The 23,545-nt window shown below is 72.4% G+C and carries 24 protein-coding genes; 17 read left to right on the top strand and 7 right to left on the bottom strand.

The window, feature by feature from the left end:
• Window position 1: 1 nt before the first annotated feature.
• Together ACGGAQ_RS26385 and ACGGAQ_RS26380 are read left to right on the top strand one after the other, a co-directional pair.
• On the top strand, window positions 2-346 hold the full coding sequence (locus ACGGAQ_RS26385; RefSeq protein ID WP_007466057.1) for an Lsr2 family protein: 345 nt from the start codon (window positions 2-4) through the stop codon (window positions 344-346).
• Between the two features lie 525 nt (window positions 347-871).
• Window positions 872-3,415, top strand: coding sequence for an ATP-dependent Clp protease ATP-binding subunit (locus tag ACGGAQ_RS26380; RefSeq protein ID WP_393053556.1), 2,544 nt, complete (start codon window positions 872-874; stop codon window positions 3,413-3,415).
• Between the two features lie 247 nt (window positions 3,416-3,662).
• On the opposite strand, the gene ACGGAQ_RS26375 is transcribed toward ACGGAQ_RS26380, so the two are convergent.
• Window positions 3,663-4,574 carry an A/G-specific adenine glycosylase gene (locus ACGGAQ_RS26375; RefSeq protein WP_393053553.1) on the bottom strand — a complete coding sequence of 304 codons (912 nt, stop codon included), beginning with the start codon at window positions 4,572-4,574 and terminating at the stop codon, window positions 3,663-3,665.
• Between the two features lie 96 nt (window positions 4,575-4,670).
• Here ACGGAQ_RS26375 and ACGGAQ_RS26370 point away from each other — a divergent pair, with 96 nt between their 5' ends.
• The 3 genes from ACGGAQ_RS26370 (at window position 4,671) to ACGGAQ_RS26360 (ending at window position 6,641) form a co-directional block, all read left to right on the top strand.
• A complete protein-coding gene (locus ACGGAQ_RS26370) occupies window positions 4,671-5,183 on the top strand; it encodes a glycine cleavage system protein R (protein WP_393053550.1) in 513 nt (170 codons plus the stop codon).
• Window positions 5,180-5,776, top strand: a complete 597-nt coding sequence (locus tag ACGGAQ_RS26365; protein ID WP_393053548.1) for a peptide deformylase — start codon at window positions 5,180-5,182, stop codon at window positions 5,774-5,776. The genes ACGGAQ_RS26370 and ACGGAQ_RS26365 overlap by 4 nt, the downstream gene beginning before the upstream one ends.
• A gap of 118 nt (window positions 5,777-5,894) precedes the next feature.
• Window positions 5,895-6,641, top strand: a complete 747-nt coding sequence (locus tag ACGGAQ_RS26360; RefSeq protein WP_393053546.1) for a hypothetical protein — start codon at window positions 5,895-5,897, stop codon at window positions 6,639-6,641.
• Between the two features lie 6 nt (window positions 6,642-6,647).
• Here the strand turns inward: ACGGAQ_RS26360 and disA are convergent, their stop codons facing one another.
• The 4 genes from disA to ACGGAQ_RS26340 all read right to left on the bottom strand — a co-directional run bounded on the left by disA (window position 6,648) and on the right by ACGGAQ_RS26340 (window position 11,241).
• Entirely contained in the window at window positions 6,648-7,829 is a 1,182-nt protein-coding gene (disA, locus tag ACGGAQ_RS26355) for a DNA integrity scanning diadenylate cyclase DisA (protein WP_354857469.1), read from the bottom strand.
• Between the two features lie 131 nt (window positions 7,830-7,960).
• The gene (gene radA, locus ACGGAQ_RS26350) at window positions 7,961-9,418 is read right to left on the bottom strand and encodes a DNA repair protein RadA (RefSeq protein ID WP_393053542.1); all 1,458 of its coding nucleotides are present in this window, start codon (window positions 9,416-9,418) and stop codon (window positions 7,961-7,963) included.
• Window positions 9,419-9,503: 85 nt separating this feature from the next.
• A complete protein-coding gene (locus ACGGAQ_RS26345) occupies window positions 9,504-10,262 on the bottom strand; it encodes a hypothetical protein (protein ID WP_393053539.1) in 759 nt (252 codons plus the stop codon).
• A gap of 139 nt (window positions 10,263-10,401) precedes the next feature.
• Window positions 10,402-11,241, bottom strand: coding sequence for a UbiA family prenyltransferase (locus tag ACGGAQ_RS26340; protein ID WP_393053536.1), 840 nt, complete (start codon window positions 11,239-11,241; stop codon window positions 10,402-10,404).
• A gap of 46 nt (window positions 11,242-11,287) precedes the next feature.
• Here ACGGAQ_RS26340 and ACGGAQ_RS26335 point away from each other — a divergent pair, with 46 nt between their 5' ends.
• The 4 genes from ACGGAQ_RS26335 to ACGGAQ_RS26320 all read left to right on the top strand — a co-directional run bounded on the left by ACGGAQ_RS26335 (window position 11,288) and on the right by ACGGAQ_RS26320 (window position 15,070).
• The gene (locus tag ACGGAQ_RS26335) at window positions 11,288-12,061 is read left to right on the top strand and encodes a class I SAM-dependent methyltransferase (protein ID WP_393053533.1); all 774 of its coding nucleotides are present in this window, start codon (window positions 11,288-11,290) and stop codon (window positions 12,059-12,061) included.
• Window positions 12,062-12,102: 41 nt separating this feature from the next.
• Window positions 12,103-13,269 (top strand): acyl-CoA dehydrogenase family protein, encoded by a 1,167-nt coding sequence (locus tag ACGGAQ_RS26330; RefSeq protein ID WP_393053532.1) that lies wholly within the window; start codon window positions 12,103-12,105, stop codon window positions 13,267-13,269.
• A gap of 85 nt (window positions 13,270-13,354) precedes the next feature.
• Entirely contained in the window at window positions 13,355-14,413 is a 1,059-nt protein-coding gene (locus tag ACGGAQ_RS26325; protein WP_393053529.1) for a type III polyketide synthase, read from the top strand.
• A gap of 33 nt (window positions 14,414-14,446) precedes the next feature.
• Window positions 14,447-15,070 carry a hypothetical protein gene (locus ACGGAQ_RS26320; protein ID WP_393053527.1) on the top strand — a complete coding sequence of 208 codons (624 nt, stop codon included), beginning with the start codon at window positions 14,447-14,449 and terminating at the stop codon, window positions 15,068-15,070.
• A 9-nt stretch (window positions 15,071-15,079) separates the two neighbouring features.
• Here the strand turns inward: ACGGAQ_RS26320 and ACGGAQ_RS26315 are convergent, their stop codons facing one another.
• Window positions 15,080-15,757, bottom strand: coding sequence for a hypothetical protein (locus ACGGAQ_RS26315; RefSeq protein WP_393053525.1), 678 nt, complete (start codon window positions 15,755-15,757; stop codon window positions 15,080-15,082).
• 327 nt (window positions 15,758-16,084) lie between these two features.
• On the opposite strand from ACGGAQ_RS26315, the gene ACGGAQ_RS26310 reads away from it, so the two are divergent.
• The 4 genes from ACGGAQ_RS26310 to ACGGAQ_RS26295 are packed head-to-tail and all read left to right on the top strand — an operon-like array spanning window position 16,085 to window position 18,860.
• Window positions 16,085-16,570, top strand: coding sequence for a CarD family transcriptional regulator (locus tag ACGGAQ_RS26310; protein WP_007073334.1), 486 nt, complete (start codon window positions 16,085-16,087; stop codon window positions 16,568-16,570).
• A 56-nt stretch (window positions 16,571-16,626) separates the two neighbouring features.
• Entirely contained in the window at window positions 16,627-17,322 is a 696-nt protein-coding gene (gene ispD / locus ACGGAQ_RS26305; protein WP_393053522.1) for a 2-C-methyl-D-erythritol 4-phosphate cytidylyltransferase, read from the top strand.
• A gap of 16 nt (window positions 17,323-17,338) precedes the next feature.
• Entirely contained in the window at window positions 17,339-17,821 is a 483-nt protein-coding gene (ispF, locus tag ACGGAQ_RS26300) for a 2-C-methyl-D-erythritol 2,4-cyclodiphosphate synthase (protein ID WP_393053520.1), read from the top strand.
• A gap of 10 nt (window positions 17,822-17,831) precedes the next feature.
• The gene (locus tag ACGGAQ_RS26295) at window positions 17,832-18,860 is read left to right on the top strand and encodes a tetratricopeptide repeat protein (protein ID WP_393053517.1); all 1,029 of its coding nucleotides are present in this window, start codon (window positions 17,832-17,834) and stop codon (window positions 18,858-18,860) included.
• Between the two features lie 140 nt (window positions 18,861-19,000).
• Here ACGGAQ_RS26295 and ACGGAQ_RS26290 read toward each other — a convergent pair whose 3' ends face one another.
• Window positions 19,001-20,167 (bottom strand): homogentisate 1,2-dioxygenase, encoded by a 1,167-nt coding sequence (locus tag ACGGAQ_RS26290; protein WP_393053514.1) that lies wholly within the window; start codon window positions 20,165-20,167, stop codon window positions 19,001-19,003.
• 87 nt (window positions 20,168-20,254) lie between these two features.
• Between ACGGAQ_RS26290 and ACGGAQ_RS26285 the strand changes: the two genes are divergently transcribed.
• From ACGGAQ_RS26285 to ACGGAQ_RS26270, 4 genes are all read left to right on the top strand, one after another.
• Window positions 20,255-21,142, top strand: a complete 888-nt coding sequence (locus ACGGAQ_RS26285) for a hypothetical protein (protein ID WP_393053511.1) — start codon at window positions 20,255-20,257, stop codon at window positions 21,140-21,142.
• Window positions 21,120-22,316, top strand: a complete 1,197-nt coding sequence (gene fahA / locus ACGGAQ_RS26280) for a fumarylacetoacetase (protein WP_393053508.1) — start codon at window positions 21,120-21,122, stop codon at window positions 22,314-22,316. The genes ACGGAQ_RS26285 and fahA overlap by 23 nt, the downstream gene beginning before the upstream one ends.
• A gap of 340 nt (window positions 22,317-22,656) precedes the next feature.
• The gene (locus ACGGAQ_RS26275) at window positions 22,657-22,866 is read left to right on the top strand and encodes a DUF397 domain-containing protein (protein ID WP_354857433.1); all 210 of its coding nucleotides are present in this window, start codon (window positions 22,657-22,659) and stop codon (window positions 22,864-22,866) included.
• Window positions 22,867-23,007: 141 nt separating this feature from the next.
• Window positions 23,008-23,490, top strand: coding sequence for an SRPBCC family protein (locus ACGGAQ_RS26270; RefSeq protein WP_393053505.1), 483 nt, complete (start codon window positions 23,008-23,010; stop codon window positions 23,488-23,490).
• Window positions 23,491-23,545 lie beyond the last annotated feature (55 nt).

The raw sequence follows: 23,545 nt of genomic DNA, 5'->3' as shown, positions 1-23,545 counted from the left end.
CGTGGCCAAGCAGATCATTCACAAGCTGGTCGATGACCTGGACGGTGGGGACGCTGACGAGACCGTCAAGTTCGCGCTCGACGGTGTTCAGTATGAGATCGACCTGTCCGGCGCCAACGCCGCGAAATTGCGCGACGTATTCGCGCCGTACGTCGGTGCCGGCACCAAGGTGGGTCGCGGTGGCGTGGTGATCGGTGGGCGGGCAGCCCGCGGTCGCGGTGGCGCCACCGCCGACCGGGAGCAGAACAAGGCGATCCGGGAGTGGGCCAAGAAGGCCGGCAAGGACATCTCGGACCGGGGCCGTATCCCGCAGGAGATCGTCGACGAGTACCACGCCAAGCGCTGATCCGTTCAGCTGACCGGTGGCAGCCGCCACCGCAGGGCGACACCGACGCCGGGCCGGAGCATTCTCCGGGCCGGCGTCGCCGTATCCGTGCCCGGACGAGCCACTCGGAATGTTTCCCGGGTCGACCGGCGTTGTCCACAGGCGGTGGAGTAACTATCCACAACCTGTGGACAACTTCCCGAAAGGGTCGGGTCCGGCCAGTCCGCAGGCTGCCAGATCGGCGCTCGCTTTCTGCGATCCGCCCCTGGAGGCCGTCGGAGACCCTCTCCGGGCCCTGCGGAGCCTTCCGTGGGGTCGGTCGGATTTCGCTCTGCGCGTAGCGCCAGGGGTACCGGAACACCTCCTGAGCGCGGACGGTTGTGCAAAACGACGTGGAACTGACCCAGACCGGAGAGACACGACCTCAGCTGAGTCGGTCAGCGACGATAGAGTAAGGAGGCACGGACGCCCGTCCTGGACGTTCGTGCACCGGCCCCGCCAAGATCTAGACCATCAAGGCGCACGGCACGTGAGGAGCACGAGGGCATGTTCGAGCGGTTCACCGACCGAGCGCGACGGGTTGTCGTCCTGGCCCAAGAAGAGGCCCGGATGCTCAACCACAACTACATCGGTACGGAACACATCCTGCTGGGCCTGATCCACGAAGGTGAAGGCGTCGCGGCAAAGGCCCTGGAGAGCCTCGGCATCTCCCTGGAGGGCGTCCGCCAGCAGGTCGAGGAGATCATCGGCCAGGGCCAGCAGGCGCCGAGCGGGCACATCCCGTTCACGCCGCGGGCCAAGAAGGTGCTGGAGCTGTCGCTGCGCGAGGCGCTGCAGCTCGGCCACAACTACATCGGCACGGAGCACATCCTGCTCGGTCTGATCCGCGAGGGTGAGGGCGTCGCCGCCCAGGTGCTGGTCAAGCTCGGCGCCGACCTCAACCGGGTCCGCCAGCAGGTGATCCAGCTGCTCTCCGGCTACCAGGGCAAGGAGCCCGCCGCGGCGGGTGCCGCGCCGGGTGAGGCCGCGCCGTCGACCAGCCTCGTGCTGGACCAGTTCGGCCGCAACCTGACCCAGGCCGCCCGCGAGGGCAAGCTCGACCCGGTCATCGGGCGCGAGAAGGAAATCGAGCGGGTCATGCAGGTGCTCTCCCGCCGTACCAAGAACAACCCGGTCCTGATCGGTGAGCCCGGCGTCGGTAAGACCGCCGTGGTGGAGGGGCTTTCCCAGAAGATCATCAAGGGCGAGGTGCCCGAGACTCTCAAGGACAAGCAGCTCTACACGCTCGACCTCGGTGCGCTGGTCGCCGGTTCCCGCTACCGCGGTGACTTCGAGGAGCGCCTCAAGAAGGTGCTCAAGGAGATCCGCACCCGCGGCGACATCATCCTGTTCATCGACGAGATCCACACCCTGGTGGGTGCGGGTGCCGCCGAGGGCGCGATCGACGCCGCGAGCATCCTCAAGCCGATGCTGGCCCGTGGTGAGCTGCAGACCATCGGCGCCACCACCCTGGACGAGTACCGCAAGCACCTGGAGAAGGACGCCGCTCTCGAGCGCCGGTTCCAGCCGATCCAGGTGGGTGAGCCGTCGCTGGCGCACACCATCGAGATCCTCAAGGGCCTGCGCGACCGGTACGAGGCGCACCACCGGGTGAGCATCACCGACGCCGCTCTGGTGGCTGCGGCGACGCTGGCCGACCGGTACATCTCCGACCGCTTCCTGCCGGACAAGGCGATCGACCTGATCGACGAGGCCGGCGCCCGGATGCGGATCCGCCGGATGACCGCGCCGCCAGACCTGCGTGACTTCGACGAGCGCATCGCCCAGGTGCGTCGCGACAAGGAGTCCGCGATCGACGCGCAGGACTTCGAGCGCGCAGCCCAGCTGCGCGACAAGGAGAAGCAGCTCCTCGGCCAGAAGGCGCAGCGGGAGAAGGAGTGGAAGGCCGGTGACCTGGACGTCGTCAGCGAGGTTGACGACGAGCAGATCGCCGAGGTGCTCGGCAACTGGACGGGTATCCCGGTCTACAAGCTGACCGAGGAGGAGACCTCGCGCCTGCTGCGCATGGAGGACGAGCTGCACAAGCGCGTCATCGGCCAGGAGGACGCGGTCAAGGCGGTCTCGAAGGCGATCCGGCGTACCCGGGCCGGCCTGAAGGACCCGAAGCGCCCGTCGGGCTCGTTCATCTTCGCCGGCCCGTCCGGTGTCGGTAAGACCGAGCTGTCCAAGGCGCTCGCCGAGTTCCTCTTCGGCAGCGAGGACGCCCTCATTCAGCTGGACATGTCCGAGTTCCACGACCGGTACACGGTGTCCCGCCTCGTGGGTGCTCCTCCCGGCTACGTCGGCTACGACGAGGGCGGGCAGCTGACCGAGAAGGTACGGCGTCGGCCGTTCTCGGTGGTCCTCTTCGACGAGATCGAGAAGGCCCACCCGGACGTGTTCAACACGCTCCTGCAGATCCTCGAGGACGGTCGGCTCACCGACGGTCAGGGTCGGATCGTGGACTTCAAGAACACGGTCATCATCCTGACCACCAACCTGGGCACCCGCGACGTGGCCAAGGCGGTGTCGCTCGGCTTCCAGGCGTCGGAGGACTCCGAGTCCAACTACGACCGGATGAAGCAGAAGGTCAACGACGAGCTCAAGCAGCACTTCCGGCCTGAGTTCCTCAACCGGATCGACGACACCATCGTCTTCCACCAGCTGCGCCAGAACGAGATCCTCTCGATCGTGGACATCATGATCCAGCGGATCGAGGGCCAGCTGCGCAACAAGGACATGGGTCTGGAGCTGACCGACAACGCCAAGAAGTACCTGGCGGCGAAGGGCTTCGACCCGGTGCTCGGTGCCCGTCCGCTTCGTCGCACGATTCAGCGCGACATCGAGGACAACCTCTCCGAGCGGATCCTCTTCAACGAGCTGACCCCCGGTCAGATCGTCGTGGTGGACTGCGAGGGCGACCCGAACGACATCGACAAGTCGAAGCTCGTCTTCCGGGGCGCGGAGAAGCCAGTCGAGGTTCCGGACGCCGTTCCGGCCGACCTCGGTGGCACCGCCGCCGGCACCGCTGCGGCGAGTGCCGACGAGTAGCACGACCAGCAGCAAGGGGCGGGGCCCCGGTGGCGCAAGCCACCGGGGCCCCGCCTTTTCGTCGTCGGGGGCACTGGTCCGCTAGGTGCCGGACGACAGGCAGGCATCTCTGTGTCGCAGGCTTTGCTCTGCTTCAGCGGACGCAACACCACGTGTCCGTTATCCGGACACCGAGTGTTGCGTGGGTTGAAGCAGAGCAAAGGTGACCAAAGCACTCCTGCGAACCGGCGGCCGGTTCGCAGGGGTGTCAGGCGTTCAGGTCGGCGGTTGGTGCGGACGGGCCGTCGCCGGCGAGCCGGAACGAGTCGGTGCCGACCGGTTCCACCAGCCCGTCCTGTACGAGGCCGGCCAACGCCCGGGCGCGCTGCACGTCGTCGGTCCAGACCTGGTCGAGGCGCTGGTGCGGGACCGGTCCGGTGGTCTCCCGGAGCACCCCGAGCAGCAGTCCGCGTACCTGCCGGTCGGTGCCCGCGTACCGCTGGGGACGGCGGGTCGGGCCGGTCGCCGGCTCCTGCCCGGAGGCCCGCCAGGCGCAGACCGACTCGACCGGGCAGGCCGTGCAGCGTGGTGAGCGGGCCGTGCAGAGCACCGCCCCCAGCTCCATGAACGCGGCGCTGGCCAGTGCCGCGGCGGCGGGCTCGGCCGGCAGCAGTTCCTCGGTGGCGACCAGGTCGGCGGGTCGGGTGACCGGTCCGGCGTCCGGTTCACCGGCCACGGCGCGACTGACCACCCGCCGTACGTTGGTGTCGACCACCGGATGGCGCTGCCCGTACGCGAACGCGGCCACCGCACGCGCCGTGTAGGTGCCCACGCCGGGCAGCGCCAGCAACTGCTCCAGCCGGTCCGGCACCTGACCGCCGTGCCGGTCCACGATCGCGACCGCGCACTCCCGCAGTCGGACCGCCCGGCGGGGATAGCCGAGACGCCCCCACATCCGGATCGCCTCGGCCGGGGTGTCGGCCGCCAGCGCGGCCGGGTCGGGCCAGCGGGCCAACCAGGCGTGCCAGGCCGGCACCACCCGGACGACCGGGGTCTGCTGGAGCATGACCTCGCTGACCAGGATGGCCCACGGGCTGACCCCGGGTTCCCGCCACGGCAGGTCACGGGCGTGCTGCTGGAACCATCGGCTGACCAGGGTGGCGAAATCGGGTTGAGTCATGGCGCCGTCGATGATGTCACGCGGCCCGGTCCCGCTGGATGGGCGGCTCGGGCGGGGTGTCGCGGTGGCGATGGGCGGATCGGGCAGAATGCGCGGATGAACGAGCTCGCGATCACCGTCATCGGTCGGGACCGGCCGGGCATCGTGGCCGATGTCGCCGAGGTGCTGGCCCGACTGGGCGCCAACCTCACCGACAGCACGATGACCCGGCTGCGGGGGCATTTCGCGATGACCCTCATCTGCACCGGCCCGGACGCCGCCGGGGTGGAGGCGGCGCTGGCGCCGCTGGCCGCCGAGGGTCAGCTGCTGGCGACCGTACGCGCGGTCACGCCCGACGGTGAGGTGGCCCCGGCCGGCGAGCCGTATGTGCTGGCGGTGCACGGGTCGGACCGGATGGGCATCGTCGCGGCGATGACCCGGGTGCTGGTGGACGCCGGTGGAAACGTGACCGACCTGAGCACCCGGTTGGCGGGTTCGCTCTACGTGGTGTTGGCCGAGGTCGAGTTGCCGGCGGGGGTCGCCGAGGCGGTGACCGGACGGCTGCACCGGACGGCCGCCGAGTTGGGGGTCGAGGTCACCCTCCGGCCGGCAGACCCGGATCTGCTGTGAGCGACGGGCGGGGCGGGCCGGACGCCGGCCGGGACGTCGAGGCGTACGCCGGTCTGGGGGACTGGACGCCGGAGTCGCTGGCCGTGGCGGGTGAGGTGCGGGCCGTCGTCTCGGCCCCGCACCCGGTGTTGAGCCGGCCCGGGGACGATGTCGATCCGACGGCCGAGGAGACGGTCCGGCTGGCCGCCGACCTGGTCGCCACGATGCGGGTCTCGCCGGGCTGCGTGGGGTTGGCGGCGCCGCAGGTCGGTGTGGCTGCCCGGGTCTTCGCCGTCGACGTGACCGGGCATCCGAAGGCGGTCACCGTGCACGGCACCTTCGTGCTCTGCAACGCCCGGGTGGTCGAGGCGACCCGCTGGAAGCCGGGCCGGGAGGGGTGCATGTCGGTGCCGGACCTGACCGGGGATGTGAAGCGGGCCAGTCGGCTGGTGGTGGAGGGTGACCTGCCGGGCACCGGCGCGGCGGTCCGGTTGGTGACGGACGGCTTCGAGGCGCGGGCGTTGCAGCACGAGATCGACCACTGCGCGGGGCTGCTCTTCCTGGATCGGGTGGCCGGCGCGCACGCCGTCTACCAGCGCAAGGTCTACCTCTGAGCGGGCGACGGAACGTCGACGCGTCCGTCCTCAGTGGAGTATCGCCGCGCTGCCCTGGTGGCGCTCCGGCGCGTCGTGACGTGCGGGTGGGCGCCGCGCGGCTACGGTGGGGGGCATCATGCGTCTGACGGTCGGCCCCCTGCCACCCGCCGTGTACTGGCGGCGTCGCGCCGTCGTACTCGGAGCGGGGCTTCTCTTCCTGATTGTCCTGCTCTACTCCTGCACCGGCTCGGGCCGCTCCGGCGGTCGACCGAACGCGGGGGCGAGCCCGACGTCCACTCCGACGTCCACGGCGAGTCCCGGGCCGGGTGGTCCGCTGTTGAGCCCGCAGACCGGGGCACCGTCGGCGTCCGGGTCCGCCGATCCGAATGCCCCGGACCGGTCGGCCGGTCCGAACGCCACGGACCCGAGCCCCGAGACCACCAGCAACGACCCGTCGCTGGGCTCGGCCGGGTCGGTCGACGACGGCACCTGCACCGACGCGGAGATCAGCGTGACCTCGGTGGCGCGGCCCACCTCGGTGCAGCGCGGCGCGGTGGTGGACCTGCAACTGAAGATCAAGAACACCTCGGAGCGGACGTGCAGCCGCAACGTCGGCGCCGACCTGCAGGAGATCTTCATCAAAGCCGGTGCCGAGAAGGTGTGGTCCTCGGACACCTGCGGCAAGGTCCAGGGCTCGGATGTGCAGTCGTTCACGCCCGGGTTCGAGCGCTCCTACCAGGTGGGCTGGAACGGGCGGGACACCACCCGCTGCGATGGCGCAGGGCTCGCCGCCGGCCCCTTCGCGCCGGCCGGGGCGTACCAGGTGTTCTCGCGGGTCGGCACCAAGTACAGCGCACCCGTGAAGATCACCATCACCGGCTGAGTCGGGTCAGACGTACCGCTCCAGGATGGATGCTTCGGCGAGCCGGGACAGGCCCTCCCGGACGCCCCGGGCCCGCGCGTCGCCCACGCCCTCGACGGCCTGCAGGTCCTCCACCGTCGCGCCCAGCAGCCGCTGAAGGCTGCCGAAGTGCAGCACCAGGCGGTCGACCACGGCCACCGGCAGACGCGGCACCTTGGCCAGCAGTCGGAAGCCACGCGGGCTGACGGCGGCGTCCAGCGCGTCCGATGCGGCCGGGTAGCCGATGGCCTTGGCGACCGACACCAGGTCGATCAGCTCGGTGGCGCCGAGCAGGTCCAGCTCGACCAGCGCCTCGTCCAGCGTGCGGGACTTGCGGCCGACCGGGAGGTAGTCCCGGATGACCAGGGTGCGGTCGGCGTCGACGCCGGCCATCAGCTCGTCGAGCTGGAGGGCGAGCAGTCGCCCGTCGGTGCCCAGTTCGACGACGTAACCGGCGATCTCGTCGGCGATCCGGCGGACCATCTCCAGCCGCTGCACCACGGCCACCGCGTCCCGCACGGTGACCAGATCCTCGATCTCGAGCGCGGAGAGCGTGCCGGAGACCTCGTCCAGCCGCAGCTTGTACCGCTCCAGGGTGGCCAGCGCCTGGTTGGCCCGGGACAGGATCGCCGCCGAGTCGTCAAGCACGTGCCGCTGGCCGTTGACGTAGAGGCTGATGATCCGCATGGACTGGCTGACCGAGATCACCGGGTAACCGGTCTGCCGGGCTACCCGCTCGGCGGTGCGGTGCCGGGTGCCCGACTCCTCCGTCGGGATGGACGGGTCGGGCATCAGGTGCACGGCAGCCCGGACGATGCGGGTGCCGTCGCTGGAGAGCACCACGGCCCCGTCCATCTTGCACAGCTCCCGGACCCGGGTCGCGGAGAACTCGACGTCCAGCGGGAAGCCGCCGGTGCAGAGACCCTCGACGACCTTGTCGTAGCCGAGCACGATGAGCGCGCCGGTGCGCCCCCGCAGGATGCGCTCCAACCCGTCCCGCAGCGCGGTGCCGGGTGCCATCAGGGCGAGGTTCGCCCGCAGCGGATCGCCGGCGCTCCCGGCAGCGGTGGTCACGCTCACGCTGATCGGGCGGGCTGGCGAGCCCACGGCGCCGGTGCGGGCCTGGGGCGGCGCGCCGGCAGGCTTGGTGGTATCGCGGTCGATCGGCACGGGCACAGTCTACGGACTGCCGTGCGGTGGGTGCTGTCGTGGTTACTGTGATGTGTCACGATGCCGCCGTTCCAACCGTTTCCACTTGCGCCGATGCTGTCCGGTATCGCCGTCCGCGTCGACACGCTGGGTCACTCGGCGGACGCGCGAGCCGCATGGTGCAGCGCCGAGCGGACGTCAGTGACCTCGGTCACCCGCATCCCGTCGGGCCCGGCACCCGTGCTGGCCGGGCCACAGCCCGGCGGGACCAGCGCCACCTTGAACCCCAGGCGGGCCGCCTCGGCCAGCCGGCGCGGCACCGCTCCGACCCGGCGCACCTCGCCGGTCAACCCCACCTCACCGATCGCCACGAGGTGCGGCGCGATCGCCAGGTTGAGCCCGCCGGAGGCGACCGCCAGCGCGACGGCCAGGTCGGCCGCCGGCTCCACCACCCGGATGCCGCCCACGGTGGCCGCGAAGACCTCGCGATCGTGCAGGGTCAACCGCTCGGTGCGCCGTTGCAGGACCGCGAGCACCATCGCCAGGCGCGCGGAGTCGAGGCCGGAGACCGTACGACGGGGTGAGCCGGCCACCGTCGCGCCGATCAGGGCCTGCACCTCGGTGACGAGGGCCCGCCGCCCCTCCATGGCCACGGTCACGCAGGTGCCGGGCACGGGTTCCGCGTAACGGGTGAGGAACAGCCCGGACGGATCGGCCAGGCTGCTGATGCCGCCCTCGTGCATCTCGAAGCAGCCCACCTCGTCGGCCGCGCCGAACCGGTTCTTGACGCCGCGCACCAGCCGCAGGGAGGAGTGCTTGTCGCCCTCGAAGTGCAGCACCACGTCGACCAGGTGCTCCAGCACCCGGGGCCCGGCCACCTGGCCGTCCTTGGTGACGTGGCCGACCAGCACGGTGGCGATGCCACGCTCCTTGGCGACCGAGACCAGCGCGGCGGTGACCGCGCGTACCTGCGTCACGCCACCGGGCACGCCCTCGGTGCCGGTGGTCGAGATGGTCTGCACCGAGTCGAGCACCAGCAGGCCGGGCTTGACCGCGTCGAGGTGCCCGAGCACCGAGGCCAGGTCGCTCTCGGCCGCCAGGTAGAGCTGGTCGTGCAGGGTGCCCATCCGCTCCGCACGCAGCCGGACCTGGCTGACCGACTCTTCCCCGCTGACCACCAGGGAAGGGCTGCCGGCGCCCACCGCCCACTGCTGTGCCACATCGAGCAGCAGGGTCGACTTGCCCACGCCGGGCTCGCCGGCGAGCAGCACCACCGCCCCGGGCACCAGCCCACCGCCGAGCACCCGGTCGAGCTCACTCACGCCGGTGGGACGGGCGCGGGCCGGAGCGGCGCTGATGGTGGCGATCGGCCGGGCCGGCTCGGCCGGCAGCCGTGAGCTCACCACCCGACCGGAGACGGTCGGGCCGGTCACCGTGGACTCCACCACCGAACCCCACTCGCCGCACTCCGGGCAGCGACCCACCCACTTGGGCGGCTGATGCCCGCAGGCGTCGCACTCGTACGCCGGACGCGGCTCACGGGTGGCGGACCGGCCGCGGGCGGCACCGGCCGTGCCGGCACGGCCAGAGGTCGATCGGGAGGTGGTCACACCAGGACGCTAGCCCTCTCGTACGACGAAAACACCCCGGCGTGGTGGTTCCCACGCCGGGGTGTTCGTCGATGTCGGGGTCGGGTCAGCCGTGCGTGGCGCCGCCCTCGCCGCCCTCGTGGCCGCCCTCACGCTCGATGATCGGCGAGGGGGGCGCGGCCGGCGTGAGCGGGACGGCGATCGGCGCCTGGCCGGTGACCGTGTTGCCGTTGCCGAAGTCGAAGGTCACGACGACGTTCTGGCCGGAGCGCAGCGCCTCGGTCAAGCCGACCAGCCGCAGCTGCGTGGTGGCCTCCGAGTTGAGCTGGAGGTAGCTCAGCGGAGCCAGCTCGATCCGGGCGGGCTGGCCCGGCGCGGCCGCGCTCGCCGAACCCGACGCCCGCGCCGACTCCGGGGCGGACGGCGTCGCCGACGACGAACCGGTCTCGGACGGGGTCGCCGACGGGCTGGCCGTGCGGGACTCGGGCGCCGACGGGGTGGCGGACGCCGACTCGGAGGCCGACGGCGTCGGGCTCGCCGAGCCACCCGAGATCAACACCTCGCGCGCGCTCTGGGTGGTGACGGTGACCGTCACGGTGCTCTTCGAGTCGTTGTAGATCACGGCGTTGAGCGGGGCGTCCTGGCCGGCCCGGTAACCCTCGGTGCCCGGGTAGGTGACCAGCAGACCACGCACCGAGTAGGCGCCGTTGGGGGTCGTGAGGCTGACGCCCTGGACCGACGGCTCCTTCAAAGCCGTCTCGGCGACCTGACCGGCGCCGCATCCGGACGCGAGCAGGCTGGTAGCCGCCGCCATCCCGGACAGCAGCAGGGCCGCCCGCCGGGATCCCCTGATCGAGCGCGTCACGTCGGTCCTCCTCGTTACGATCCCCACCCGGCCGCACGCCGGGCACGGTGGCCATACCCGCGCAGACCGCGCTCCAGGGTAGTTGGAGCTGATCGAGGCCCGCACGGGGACCCGGCAATGCCACCGTCCCGGGTGCCCCTCACACCACCCGACCGCTCGCCACCAGCAGAACGACGTCGATGAGGGCCACCAGCATGACCGCCCGGAAGGCGGACACCGGCCGCCGGCCGGCCCGGGCCGCCGAGCGCCCGGCGTACCAGCTCAGTGGCGGCACGACGGCGGCCGTGCCGACCGCCGCCAGCCCGAGGGCCGACGGCGGCCCGGGTGGCCCCAGGACCAGGATGGCGGTCGCGGCGAGGAGCAGGCCCGCCGCGGCTGCCCGGCTGCCCGCGGCGCCGAGGCGGTGCGGCAGGCCGCGTACCCCCGTCCGGGCGTCGTCGGCCAGGTCGGGCAGCACGTTGGCGAAGTGCGCGCCGGCCCCCAGGCAGGCCGCCGCCGCCAGCAGCCAGGCCGGCGGGGTCGGCTCGCCGGGCAGCGCCAGCACCACGAAGCCGGGCAGCGCGCCGAAGGACACCGCGTACGGCAGCACCGAGAAGACGGTGGCCTTGAGCGGCCAGTCGTAGAGCAGCGCGGAGACCAGGGCGACCGTGAGCCAGAGCGCCGCCGGAGGGTTCGTGGTCAGCGCCAGCAGCGGGCAGGCCAACGCGGCCACCGCCGCGGCCCAGGCCGTGACGCGCCGGCCCACCGCGCCGGCGGCGACCGGTTTGTCGGTACGCCCCACAGTGGCGTCCCGCTCGGCGTCCAACGCATCGTTGGTCCAGCCGACGGCGAGCTGGCTGGCGAGTACGGCGAGCACCACCGAGACGATTCCCGACGGCCGGTGGCCCACCCCCCAGGCCAGCAGACCGGACACCGTGGTCACTGCGGCGGCCGGTTCCGGATGGCTCGCTCTGACCAGCCCTAACACCCTCGACGACATAAGGGAAGTCTGGTCGTTACCGAGCAGTCGTGCCACGCTCGGTGCCATGCGAGACGTGGCTGCGGCCGCGGCGTCCACCGGTCCCCGGGTGCTGCCGCGCAACGACCCGCGCCAGTACGACGACCTGGCCGGCGAGTGGTGGCGGCCCGATGGCGCGTTCGCGATGCTGCACTGGCTGGCCGAGGCCCGCGCGGCGCTCGTGCCGCCGGCGACCCGCCCGGGTGCGGTCCTGGTCGATCTGGGCTGCGGCGCCGGACTGCTCGCGCCGCACCTCGCCGGCAAGGGATACCGGCACGTCGGTGTCGACCTGACCCGGTCGGCGCTGGTCCAGGCCGCCGGGCACGGGGTGCGCGTGGTCCAGGGTGACGTCACGGCGGTGCCGCTGCCGGACGGGTGTGCCGACGTCGTCTCCGCCGGTGAGCTGCTGGAACATGTGCCGGACTGGCCGCGCGCGGTGGCGGAGGCGTGCCGGCTGCTGCGCCCGGGCGGCCTGTTGGTGCTGGACACACTCAACGACACGGCGCTGGCCCGGCTGGTCGCGGTACGGATCGCCGAGCGGCTGCCGACGGTGCCGCGTGGCATCCACGATCCACAGTTGTTCGTGGACGCTCGCGCACTGGTGGCCGAGTGTGCCCGGCACGGTGTCGAGCTGCGCCTGCGCGGCATCCGTCCGCAGATCGGCGGTGTGGTCGCCTGGCTGGTGCGCCGGGCGCGCGCGGCGCGGACGCCGGGCGCGACGTCGACGGGGCGTGCCCCGCGCATCGTGCCGACCCGGTCCACCGCCGTGCTGTACCAGGGCCAGGGGGTCCGCAGAGGATAGTCGGCTCGTGGCGGGGTATGGGACGCCGAGAAGGGAGCGATATGACGGTGCATGCGCTTGAGGCGGCCCGCCGGTTGGCGCCGCGGTTCGCCGCGCGGGCGGCGGAGCACGACCGGGACGGCTCCTTTCCGGTCGACGACTTCCGCGACCTGCGGGACGCCGGCCTGTTCGGGCTGATGGTGCCCCGCGCGCTGGGTGGCCTGGGCGCCAGCTTCGCCGAGTACGCCGCAGTGGCCACCGAACTTGCCCGCGGCAATGGCGCGACCGCGCTGGTGTTCAACATGCACGCCTCGGTGACCGGCGCGCTGGGCGCGGTCACCGAGGAGTTGGCCGAGGCCCTGGGTGTGCCGGACGAGGCGTTGGCCGCCCGGGACCGCCTGCTCACCGCCGCCGCACAGGGCTCCTGGTACGCCGTCGCGATGAGCGAGCGCGGCGCCGGTGCCCGACTCTCCCAGTTGAGCACGGTCTACGAGCCGACCGACGAGGGGTGGCACCTCAAGGGCAGCAAGACCTTCTGCTCCGGGGCGGGGCACGCCGACGGCTACCTGGTGGCCGCGCGCAGCTCCGCCGACCAGTCGGTGGTGTCGCAGTTCCTGGTGCCGGCTGGTGACGGTCTGAGCGTCGAGCCGACCTGGGACGCCCTCGGCATGCGCGCCACCTCGTCGCACGACCTGCACCTGGACGTGACCGTGCCGGCCGACCGGCTGCTCGGCGGGGTGGAGGGGTTGGCGCTGGTGGTCGCCCAGCTGATGCCGCACTGGCTGGTGGCCAGTTACGCGGCCGTCTACGTGGGGGTGGCCCGGGCGGCGATCGACGCGGCGGCCGAGCATCTCAACGCCCGCAACCTGGCCGGCCTGCCGGCGGTGCGGGCGCGGCTGGGCCGGGCGGACGCGGCGACCGCGGCGGCCGAGCTGGTGGTGGCCGAGGCGGCCCGCCGGGTCGACGACGCCCCGGGGGACGCGGAGACCAACCGCTGGGTGTGGCGGGCGAAGCTGCTGGCCGGCACCACGGCCGCCGAGGTGGCGGCGTCGATGCTGGAGGCGGCGGGGACGTCGGCGACCCGGCGCGGTCATCCGTTGGAGCGGCTGTACCGGGACGCCCGCTGCGGCTCACTGCACCCGGCCACCTCGGACGTCTGCGCCGACTGGCTGGGCATCGCCGCTCTGGGCGGGGACCCGGACCGCGACGGATCGGCACCGCGTTGGTGAGCCCGCGCGGCGGTACACGTACGGGGGAAGGGCCGGCCGAGGTGGCCGGTGGGACGGCCAGGGGGAGGACAGCGTCTGACGAGAGGTGGGGATCGTGTCCGTACCAGTGATCGCGGGGCTCGGGACAGCGCAGCCGCCGTCCGCTTCGCAGGACGAGTTGTGGGAGGGCTTCTTCTCCCGGCACTTTTCCGGCACCACCCGGTCGTTGGCCCAGCGGATTTTCGCGAACTCGGGGGTGACCCGCCGCCAGGCCGCGGTCAACCCGCTGATCGAGGACGTCTCGGACTGGCCGACCGAGCGCAGGATGCGTCGCTACCAGGTGGAGGCGCTGCCGCTCGGCAAGGAGGCGGTGGGGCGTGCGCTGACGGCGGCCGGTCTGGACGCCAGCGACATCGGGCTGTTCATCGTCTGCTCCTGCACCGGGTACGCCACCCCGGGGCTGGACATCCTGCTCGCCCGCGACCTGGGCATGGCGCCGGACACGCAGCGGATGTTCGTCGGCCACATGGGCTGCTACGCGGCGCTTCCGGGGTTGGGCGCGGCGAGTGACTTCGTGACGGCCCGGGGCCGGCCGGCGCTGCTGCTCTGCGCGGAGCTGACCAGCCTGCACATCCAGCCGTCCACCGCCCGGGTGGACACCCAGCAGATCGTGTCGCACGCGCTCTTCTCGGACGCCGCGGTCGCCGCCGTGCTGGTGCCCGACGGCCGGGGGTACGCGTTGCGCGAGGTCACGTCGGTCACCGACACCTCGACCGCCGACCACATGACCTGGGACGTCACCGACGCGGGGTTCCGGATGGGGCTGTCGCCGAAGGTGCCGCAGGTCCTCTCCCGGCACGTTCGCGGGCTGGTGGACGACCTGTTGGCCCGGCACGGCGGGGTCAGCTCCGACGTGGACGGCTGGGCGGTGCACCCGGGTGGTCCCCGCATTCTCAACGTGGTCGAGCGGGAACTGGCCCTGCCGCCGGAGGCGTTGGCCGCGTCCCGGGCGACGCTCGACGAGCACGGCAACTGCTCGTCGCCGACCGTCCTGTTGATCCTGGACCGGTTGAGTCGTTCGACGCCGGCGCCCCAACGGGTCGTCATGCTGGCGTTCGGCCCCGGCCTCACCCTGTACGCCGCCCTGCTCGATCGACAGGACTGAGCGCCCCTCGACCACACCGGTACGCTCAACCACATGGATGCGGCGACGGACGACCGGCTGCGGTCGGCGGTGCTGGCCGGGGTGACCCTGGCCGCGCTGGCGGTCGGCGGCTGGTGGTGGCGTGCCGCCGCGCCCGCCCCGGTGGGCGTACCGAGCGCCGAGCCGAGCGTCAGCACGGAACTGGAACGTTTCCTGGCCAATGGCGTGCCCGAGGGACGGGTGACGCTGCAGGTGAATCCCGAGACGGGCGAGGCCGTCCGGGTGGAGGGCCGCCCCCCGCTGGTCGACCCGGAGACGGGCACGGTCATCGACCTCGGCGACGATCAGGGCGTGCTCTCTCCCGGGAGTGACCTGCCCTCGTTCCGGGCCACGATCTGGCGGGAGCAGCGGGAGCTCACCCCGGGCCAGGGGGTGACCCGGCAGTCGTCCGACGACGGCTCCCGCTTTCTGCTCCAGTACCGGTGCACCCGGCCCGGCACGATGGCGGTGACGAGCACCGGGGCCGAGATCGTCGGCCCGCCGCGCATCGACTGCGACGGCACGGTCGCCTCCGCCGAGGTGCTGCCCGGTGGCGGGCCGTTCCGGGTGTCCCTGTCGGCCGTCGGTGACAAGCCCATCGACGTCGAGGCGCAGCTCGTCGCGCTGCCCCCGCCGTAGGGGGACCGCTCAGCCGGCCAGGGCGCTCAGGTCGTCCTGGTACGCCTCGACCGGTCCCGGATCGGGCAGCACCCGGGTCACCACGCCGGTGCGGTCGACCAGCAGCGCGTTCGCGGCGCTGGAGCCCAGGAACGAGCGCAGCCCGCCAGCGGGGTCGGCCAGCGCTCGGACGCCGTTGACCGGCGGTGAGGTGGCGACAGCCCGTTGTTCGGTCACCGTGACGACGGTGACGCCGGCGGGCGCCGCCGCCACGGCCTCCGTGACGACGTCCGGGCAGCCGCAGTCGTCCACCAGGATGATCATGGCGGGCAGCAGGCCGCGCAGCGGCACCGGCGCCTGGCCGGCATCGACCAGGTCCAGCGCGGGCAGTGCCTGACCGGCGAGCGCCACGGGTGGCGTGGAGGGCGCCGGGGTGGGTCGGTCGGTGCCCCGGCCGGCGCGGGGCCAGGTCACGGCGACCAGGCCGGTCAGGGTGGTGAGCACCGCCACCAACAGGACCAGCAGCGGCAGGGCGAGGGCGCGGTGCCCGGTGTGGCGGCCGGCCGCCCGGCGCAGCTCGCGGCGCACCTCGGCGGCCTCGCTCGCCAGGGTCGAGGCGTCGTCCGGGACGACGATGCGGCCCCACTCGGGTGGCAGGTCGGGCAGGCCGTCGGGCGGCCCGTGGCCCTCTGCGTCCGGCTTGCCCATCGGACCCCCAGGAAGCGTCTCGAGAGCGGCGTGTGACTCGGACTCCAGCGTCCCGCACCGGGGGTACCTCCCGCTACACCTGGGCGCGTTTCCGCCGGGCGGGATACCATGGGGGAGCGCATAGCCCTTGATCTCGACGTTCTGTTCACCCGTATCGGGAAGTCATCCGTGCGTTACGGAGCGTGTTCGAACCATCGGTTTGACCGCCTGTCAAGCTGAAGAAAGACCTCTCACAGGGCCCCTGAGCTGCGCCAACGGTCAGGACATCGGTGAGACATCGTTGCCTGAGCGTGTTACCCTAGACACAGCGAAAGGGGTTTCGAACCTATGGTTTTCAGTGTCGGCGAGACCGTTGTTTACCCCCACCACGGGGCCGCACTCATCGAGGCAATCGAGACTCGGGTCATCAAGGGCGAGCCTAAGCAGTATCTCGTCCTGAGGGTCGCGCAGGGTGACCTGACGGTCCGGGTGCCGGCCGAGAACGCCGAGATCGTGGGCGTCCGTGAGGTGGTCGGCGAAGAGGGCCTCGGTAAGGTCTTCGACGTTCTCCGGGCTCCGCACACCGAGGAGCCGACCAACTGGTCGCGGCGTTACAAGGCCAACCTGGAAAAGCTGGCCTCCGGCAATCCGCTGAAGGTCGCCGAGGTCGTGCGTGACCTGTGGCGCCGGGAGCGGGAGCGGGGCCTCTCCGCAGGCGAGAAGCGGATGCTGGCCAAGGCCCGCGACATTCTCGTCGGCGAGGTCGCGCTGGCTGAGAAGAGCACCAAGGACGAGGCGGAGACGCTGCTCGACAAGGTCCTCACCGAGGCCTAGTCCGCACAGCATCGTCGTACCCACTTCGTAGCGAAGAAACCACCGAGGACCGCGACGTGACCGCGCAGCTCAACCCGCGCGGTGACGTCGCGGTCCTTGTGCCTGCGGCGGGTGCCGGCGTACGGCTCGGTCCCGGTCGACCCAAGGCGCTGCGCCTGCTCGCTGGCGAGCCGTTGCTGGTGCACGCCGTACGCCGGCTCGCCGCCGCCGCGTCGGTGCACACGATCGTGGTGGCCGCGCCCGCGGCTGAGGTGGCGGGTGTCCGTGAGCTGCTGGCTCCGGTGGCGCCGGTGATCGTGGTGCCCGGTGGCGCCGAGCGGCAGGCTTCGGTCGCCGCCGCGCTGGCAGCGGTGCCGGCCGGCCCGACGATCATCCTGGTGCACGATGCCGCCCGTGCGTTGACCCCGCCCGAATTGGTCGAATCGGTCGCCGCCGCGGTCCGGGGTGGCCGGGCCGCGGTGATTCCCGTCCTGCCGGTCGTCGACACGATCAAGGAGGTCGGTGCCGACGAGGTGGTGCTGGGCACCGTCGACCGAGCTGCCCTCCGGGCGGTGCAGACCCCGCAGGGCTTCCGCCGGTCCGTCCTGACCGCCGCGCACGCCGTAGCCGGCGACCCGCTCACCGACGACGCCGGCCTGGTCGAGAAGCAGGGCATCGCCGTGAGCTGCGTGCCCGGCTCGGAGTACGCCCTGAAGATCACCCGTCCGTTCGACCTGGCGTTGGCGGAGCACCTGCTCGCCGCCGCCGGCTGACGCGTAACCTCTGTTCATGATCGTTCCTCGGGTCGCCATCGGCACCGATGTGCACGCGTTCGAGCCGGGTCGGCCCTGCTGGGTCGCCGGCCTGCTCTGGCCCGACCAGGACGGTCTCGCCGGGCACTCGGACGCCGACGTCGCCGCCCACGCCGCCTGCAACGCGCTGCTCTCCGCCGCTGGCCTCGGTGATCTCGGTGCCGCCTTCGGGGTGGACCAGCCGGAGTGGTCCGGGGCGTCCGGCGTGGCGCTGCTGACCGAGACGGCCCGCCGGGTGCGGGCGGCCGGCCTGGAGATCGGGAACGTCTCCGTGCAGATCGTCGGCAACCGTCCCAAGATCGGCCGCCGTCGGGACGAGGCCCAGCAGGTGCTCTCCGACGCCGTCGGCGCCCCGGTCACCGTCTCCGCCGCGACCACCGACGGGCTCGGTTTCACCGGCCGGGAGGAAGGTCTGGCGGGCATCGCGGTGGCCCTGGTGTACGACGCGCCGGCCGCCTAGGCTCGCCGCGATGTCCACCGAACCCGCTCCCGACCAGTTCGCCGGCGACGGCTATCTCGAACGCGCTCAGCTCCTCGCCGAGCTGGGACGTCACGACGAGGCGGCCGGCGAGTTGACCGAAGGGCTCGCGCTCAAGCCCGCGGATTCGCAGGCCCTCACCATGCTGGCCCGGGTGCATCTCGCCGCCGACCGGCCGGTCGACGCGCTCGCCGCCGCCGACGCGGCCGTGGCCGCCGCGCCGCAGGCCCTGCCGGCGCTCGTCGTCCGAGCCATGGCACTTGTCGACCTGGGGCGCTACGCCGATGCGGCGACCACCGCCGACCGGCTGCTGGCGTTCGGGCCGACCGACGCGTACGCCCAGCGCAGCGCGGCGGCGATCCTGGCCGACTCGCGCAACGGGCAGCCGGCGCTGAACGCGGCCTGGCGTGGGGTTGAGCTGGCCCCGCAGGAGGCGCAGGCGCACCTGGTGCTCAGCCTGGTCGCGGCCCGGCTGGAGCTGTTCGACCTGGCCGAGCGGGCCTACCGGGAGGCGCTACGGCTCGATCCGCGCCTCACCGAGGCCGGGCACGACGTCGGTGTCCTGCACCTGGAGCAGCGCCGTTGGTCCGAGGCGTTGGAGCACGTGGCGGAAGCGGTGACGCTCGGCCCGAGCCGGATCGACTCCCCGCGGACCCTCGCGTACGGCCTGCACCGGCTGGTGCTCTATGGCGCGGGCTGGTCCCTGGTCGCCGCGGTGGTGGTGGCGTTCGCGGCCTCGACGAGCGACGGGTTCTCCCGTGTCCTGGCGGTGCTCGCGGCCCTCACCGGCGGCGTCGTGGTCTGGCAGCTCGCGGCGCGGCTGCCGGGGCTCACCCGGACCGTCCTGCCCGCCATGCTGCACGCGGACCGCACGATGGCCCTGGCGATCTACGCGGTAGCGGCCGCGCCGGCGCTGCTGCTCGTGTACGCGGTGGTCGGCTCGCCGTGGCCGCTGGTGCTGGCGATCGTCGCCACCGCGGTAGCCGAGTTCGCCATCTTCACCAGAACAACCTTCCGCTGACCCAACCTCCGGCAACACCACAACAGCTCAACAAGCGTCTGTCAGCTCGCCCAGGTCGGGTTTTCGCCGGAGCCCGCCCGCGTCGGGATCAAGCCTGACCGCCCAGAGCGGGCGGGCTCCGGCGAAAACCCCAAGGGCGACTAAACAGAACGCGCCCAAGTCCAGGCGTACCCCTCGTCCTCGCAGGCGCGCGCTGCGTCGCACAGGTCGAGGGGCCGGAAGGTGTCCACCATGACGGCCATCTCGTCGAAGTAGTCCGCGCCGATGGAGCGTTCGGCGGCGCCCGGCTGGGGGCCGTGGGTGAAGCCGGACGGGTGCAGTGAGATGGAGCCCTGCTCGATGCCGGAGCCGCGTCGGGCTTCGTAGTTCCCGCCCGTGTAGAAGAGCATCTCGTCGGAGTCGACGTTGTGGTGGTTGTACGGCACCGGGATCGAGTCCGGGTGGTAGTCGACCTTGCGGGGCACGAACGAGCAGATGACGAAGTTGGGGCCCTGGAAGGTCTGGTGCACGGGCGGGGGCTGGTGGATGCGGCCGGTGATCGGCTCGAAGTCGTGGATGGAGAACGCCCACGGGTAGAGGTGCCCGTCCCAGCCGACCACGTCGAACGGGTGGTTGGCGTACACGTAGCGGGTCCAGCCACGACGGTGGCGGACCAGCACCTCGACCTCCTCGCCGTCGACGAGCAGCGGGGCGTCCGGGCCGCGGACGTCGCGCTCGCAGTACGGCGAGTGCTCCAGGAACTGGCCGCGGACGGAGAGGTAGCGCTTGGGCGGGCCGATGTGCCCGGCCGCCTCGACGGTGAGCAGCCGCACGGGCTGGTCGCCGGTGGGCACCAGCCGGTGGATGGTCGAGGTGGGGATGATGACGTAGTCGCCGGCGACCGCGTCCAGCGCGCCGAAGGGCGACTCGACCCGCAGGCTGCCCGCCTCGACGTAGAGGCAGTGGTCGCCGGTGGCGTCGCGGAACAGCGGGGAGGGCCGGTCGGCGAGCACGTACCCGATGCGGACGTCGTCGTTGGCGAGCAGGTACTGCCGGCCGAGGATCGGGTCGGCGCCGCCCGCGTCGAGCTTGTGGGTGCGCAGGTGGCGCGGCTTGAGCGGCAGGTTCGGCGCCCGGGTGAACGTCGGCGGGGTGAACTCGTCGGCGGCCAGGATCGCGGTGGGGGCGTGCCGGTGGTAGAGCAGGGACGAGTCGGAGGAGAAGCCCTCCTGACCCATCAGTTCCTCGGCGTAGAGGCTGCCGTCGGGCTGGCGGAACTGGGTGTGGCGCTTGCGCGGCACCTCGCCGACGCTGCGGTAATACGGCATCTCGCCTCCCGATATATCCCGGCCGAAGGCGTCCGATAATCGGACGCTGTTGTCCGTTCCTCGTAGCGTCCCGTACATTCTTGTTCCGTGTCAACGCAGGTGCCCGCGCTCCTCGACGGCCTGGTGGACGACGCCGCCGTCTTCCCTCCGGGCAGCGCCGCGCTGCCCGACGCCCTGACCGCGCACCGCCGGCACCGCGCCGCCTGGTACGCCGACCTGGTGGGCCCGCTGCTCGTCCCCGCCTCGACCGTCGCGGCCGGCGAGCTGAACGGTCTCGTCGACCCGGCCGAGGGCCTGGTGATCGGGCTGATCGGTGACACCGGGACCGGTCGTCTGCCCTTCGCGCTGTCGTTCCTGGCACCCGACGGCGTGACCGCACGCCAGGTCGAGGTGGCCGTCGCCAAGCGGGGCGAGAACCCGCTGCCCGGCATCACCGAGCTGCTGCGGCTGACCGAGGACCTGCCGGACGTCGAGGCCGTGTACGCCGAGCTTCCGTTGACCTTCGGGCTGATGGGCGCGCTGGACGCGATCGCCGCCGCCCGCGCCGACGGTGTCCCGATCGCCGCCAAGTTCCGCACCGGCGGGTTGGCCGCCGAGCTGTTCCCCACCCCGGCCGAGCTGGCCGCCGTGATCTGCGCGTGCCGGGACCGGGACCTGCCGTTCAAGCTCACCGCCGGCCTGCACCAGGCCGTGCGTCACCTCGACCCGGAGACCGGGTTCACCCACCACGGGTACGCCAACGTGCTGGCCGCGACGCTCGCCGCCGCCGACGGGGCGAGTGTGCGGGTGGTCGCCGAGCTGCTGACCGCGCTCGACCCGCGCCCGCTGCTCGAACGCGCCAACGAACGGCTGGACGCGCCGCGCCCACTCTGGGTCGGCTTCGGCTCGTGCAGCATCCTGGAACCACTTACCGATCTGATCCGGCTGGGGCTGGTGAACGGGGGCACGACGCATGACCTGGGTGACCGGCGTTGACGGTTCGCCGTACGGGGTGACGAACCTGCCGTACGGGGTGTTCTCCTCGGGCGGGGGCCGGCCACGGATCGGCGTACGGATCGGGTCGTGGGTGTTCGACCTGGCCGGTGCCGAGACCGCCGAGCTGGTGCTGGCCGCGGGCGCGCTGTGCCGGCCGACCCTCAACGCCTTCATGGCGCTGGGGCGTCCGCAGTGGACGGCGGTGCGTCAGCGGATCGTCGAGCTGCTGACCGACCCGACGCACCGGCCGGCGGTCGAACCGCTGCTGGTGCCCCTGGCCGACGTGGAGCTGCTGCTTCCGTTCGAGGTGGCCGACTACGTCGACTTCTACTCCTCGGAGCACCACGCCTCGAACGTCGGGCAGATCTTCCGTCCCGGTCAGCCGCCGCTGCTGCCCAACTGGAAGCACCTGCCGATCGGCTACCACGGACGGGCCGGCACCGTCGTCGTCTCCGGTACGCCGGTGACCCGGCCCACCGGCCAGCGGGCGTCCGCCGAGGGGCCGGTCACCGGCCCGTCGGTACGCCTCGACATCGAGGCCGAGGTCGGCTTCGTGGTCGGGGTGCCCAGCCCGCTGGGCGCTCGGGTGTCCGTCGACGACTTCGCCGACCACGTCTTCGGAGTGGTGCTGGTCAACGACTGGTCGGCCCGCGACATCCAGGCGTGGGAGTACCAGCCGCTCGGCCCGTTCCTCGGCAAGTCCTTCGCCACCTCGGTCTCGGCGTGGGTGACGCCGTTGGACGCGCTGGCCGACGCCTTCGTGCCGGCTCCGGAGCAGGACCCGCCGGTCGTTGACTACCTGCGCGACGTGCCGCACCTGGGGCTCGACCTGCGGCTGGCGGTCGAGTGGAACGGCGAACGGGTCAGCGAGCCGCCGTTCGCCAGCATGTACTGGACCCCGGCCCAGCAGTTGGCGCACCTCACCGTCAACGGCGCGTCCCTGCGGACCGGCGACCTGTACGCCTCGGGTACCGTCTCCGGCCCGGACCGGTCCCAGGTCGGCTCCTTCCTGGAGCTGACGTGGGGCGGGGCCGAGCCCGCGAAGGTCGGCACCGAGAGCCGTACCTTCCTCGCCGACGGCGACACCGTCACCATCACCGCCACCGCGCCCGGCCCGGACGGCACGACAATCGCCCTCGGCGAGGTCACCGGAACGGTCCGCCCGGCCCACTGAGCCGGCCCGGCCCGCGGGCCCACGCCCGGCCCGCCTGCCACCTGGCTCGACTTCGTCCTTTGCTCTGCTTCACCCCACGCAACACCTGGGGCCGCTCGCTGTTGCGTCCGTTGAAGCAGAGCAAAGGGTCCGTCGGTTCACCTCGGCCCGCGTCGGAGCCGCCTGAGCGCCCGCCCGTCGGGCCGTCTCATCGATGAGACTCGTGATCGCACCGTCTGTGCGATCACCAAGCCTGGTTACCCCGTTGGTCACGCGGATCACGTCGCCCTGCCACCCGTACCGCCGGATCTCGCCCGGCCGCCGGGGGTGGGGCATCCCGACGCACACGGAGGTAACGACGATGCACGATCTCACCGGAGCGCTCTGGCGCACCAGCAGCCGCTCCAACGACCAAGGGCTCTGCGTGGAGGTGGCGGACAACCTGGTCGACGTCCTCGGTCTGGTCGCTCTCCGCGACTCCAAGGACCAGGCCGGACCCACGCTGGCCATCAGCCCGCCGGGGTGGACAGCGTTCATCGGCGCGATCAGGGGTGGTCGCTTCGATCGCTGACCGGCACGCCGGGCACCTGTCGACGATCGGTGCCAGGCGACCGCCGAAACGGACAACGGGGCCTCCGGGCGGTGGAAATTCCGCCCGGGGGCCCTCGTTGGGCCCTCACCGCGCGTACCGTCGACGACACGGGAGGGTGGCATGTCGACGGTGGCGGTTACCGGTTTCATCGAGGCGCACGCTGTCGATGTCTGGCGTCTGCTGACCGACCTGCCCGGCCGGGCCACCCGGCTGACCGCGGCCGGCCCGGTCGAGGTGCTGACCCCGGGCCCGTTCGGGCCGGGCACCGCCTGGCGTGAGGCGCGCGCCCAGCCGGGCGGCGGCACACTCACCGAGGAGTTCCTGGTGGTGGAGGCGCTCGCGCCGCAGCGGCTGGTGCTCTGTTCCTCCGGTGCCGGCGCGGACTACCGGATCACCTGGAGCCTGCGGCCGGTCCGGCGTCGCCGCCGCGCCCGCACGGCGATAACGGTCACCCAGGAAGCCGTGCCCACCGATCCGTACGGCCGGGTGGTGGCCCTGCTGCTCGGTGGCCTCGCCGCTCGGGCGGTCGAGGTGGCGCTCCGGCGTGATCTCGCCGACCTGGCCGTCGCGGCCGGCACCCTCGGCTCGGTCGAGGCCGCCTGACCCGCTCACCGCGGCCCGTCCAACCTGGCCGGGGTCCGGTCGGTTGCGCTGGGTA

This window comes from Micromonospora sp. NPDC047557, from assembly GCF_043205095.1.
Taxonomy (GTDB): Bacteria; Actinomycetota; Actinomycetes; order Mycobacteriales; family Micromonosporaceae; genus Micromonospora.
The sequence above is the reverse complement of the archived record's forward strand: the minus strand, read 5'-3'. Positions and strand labels throughout refer to the sequence as shown.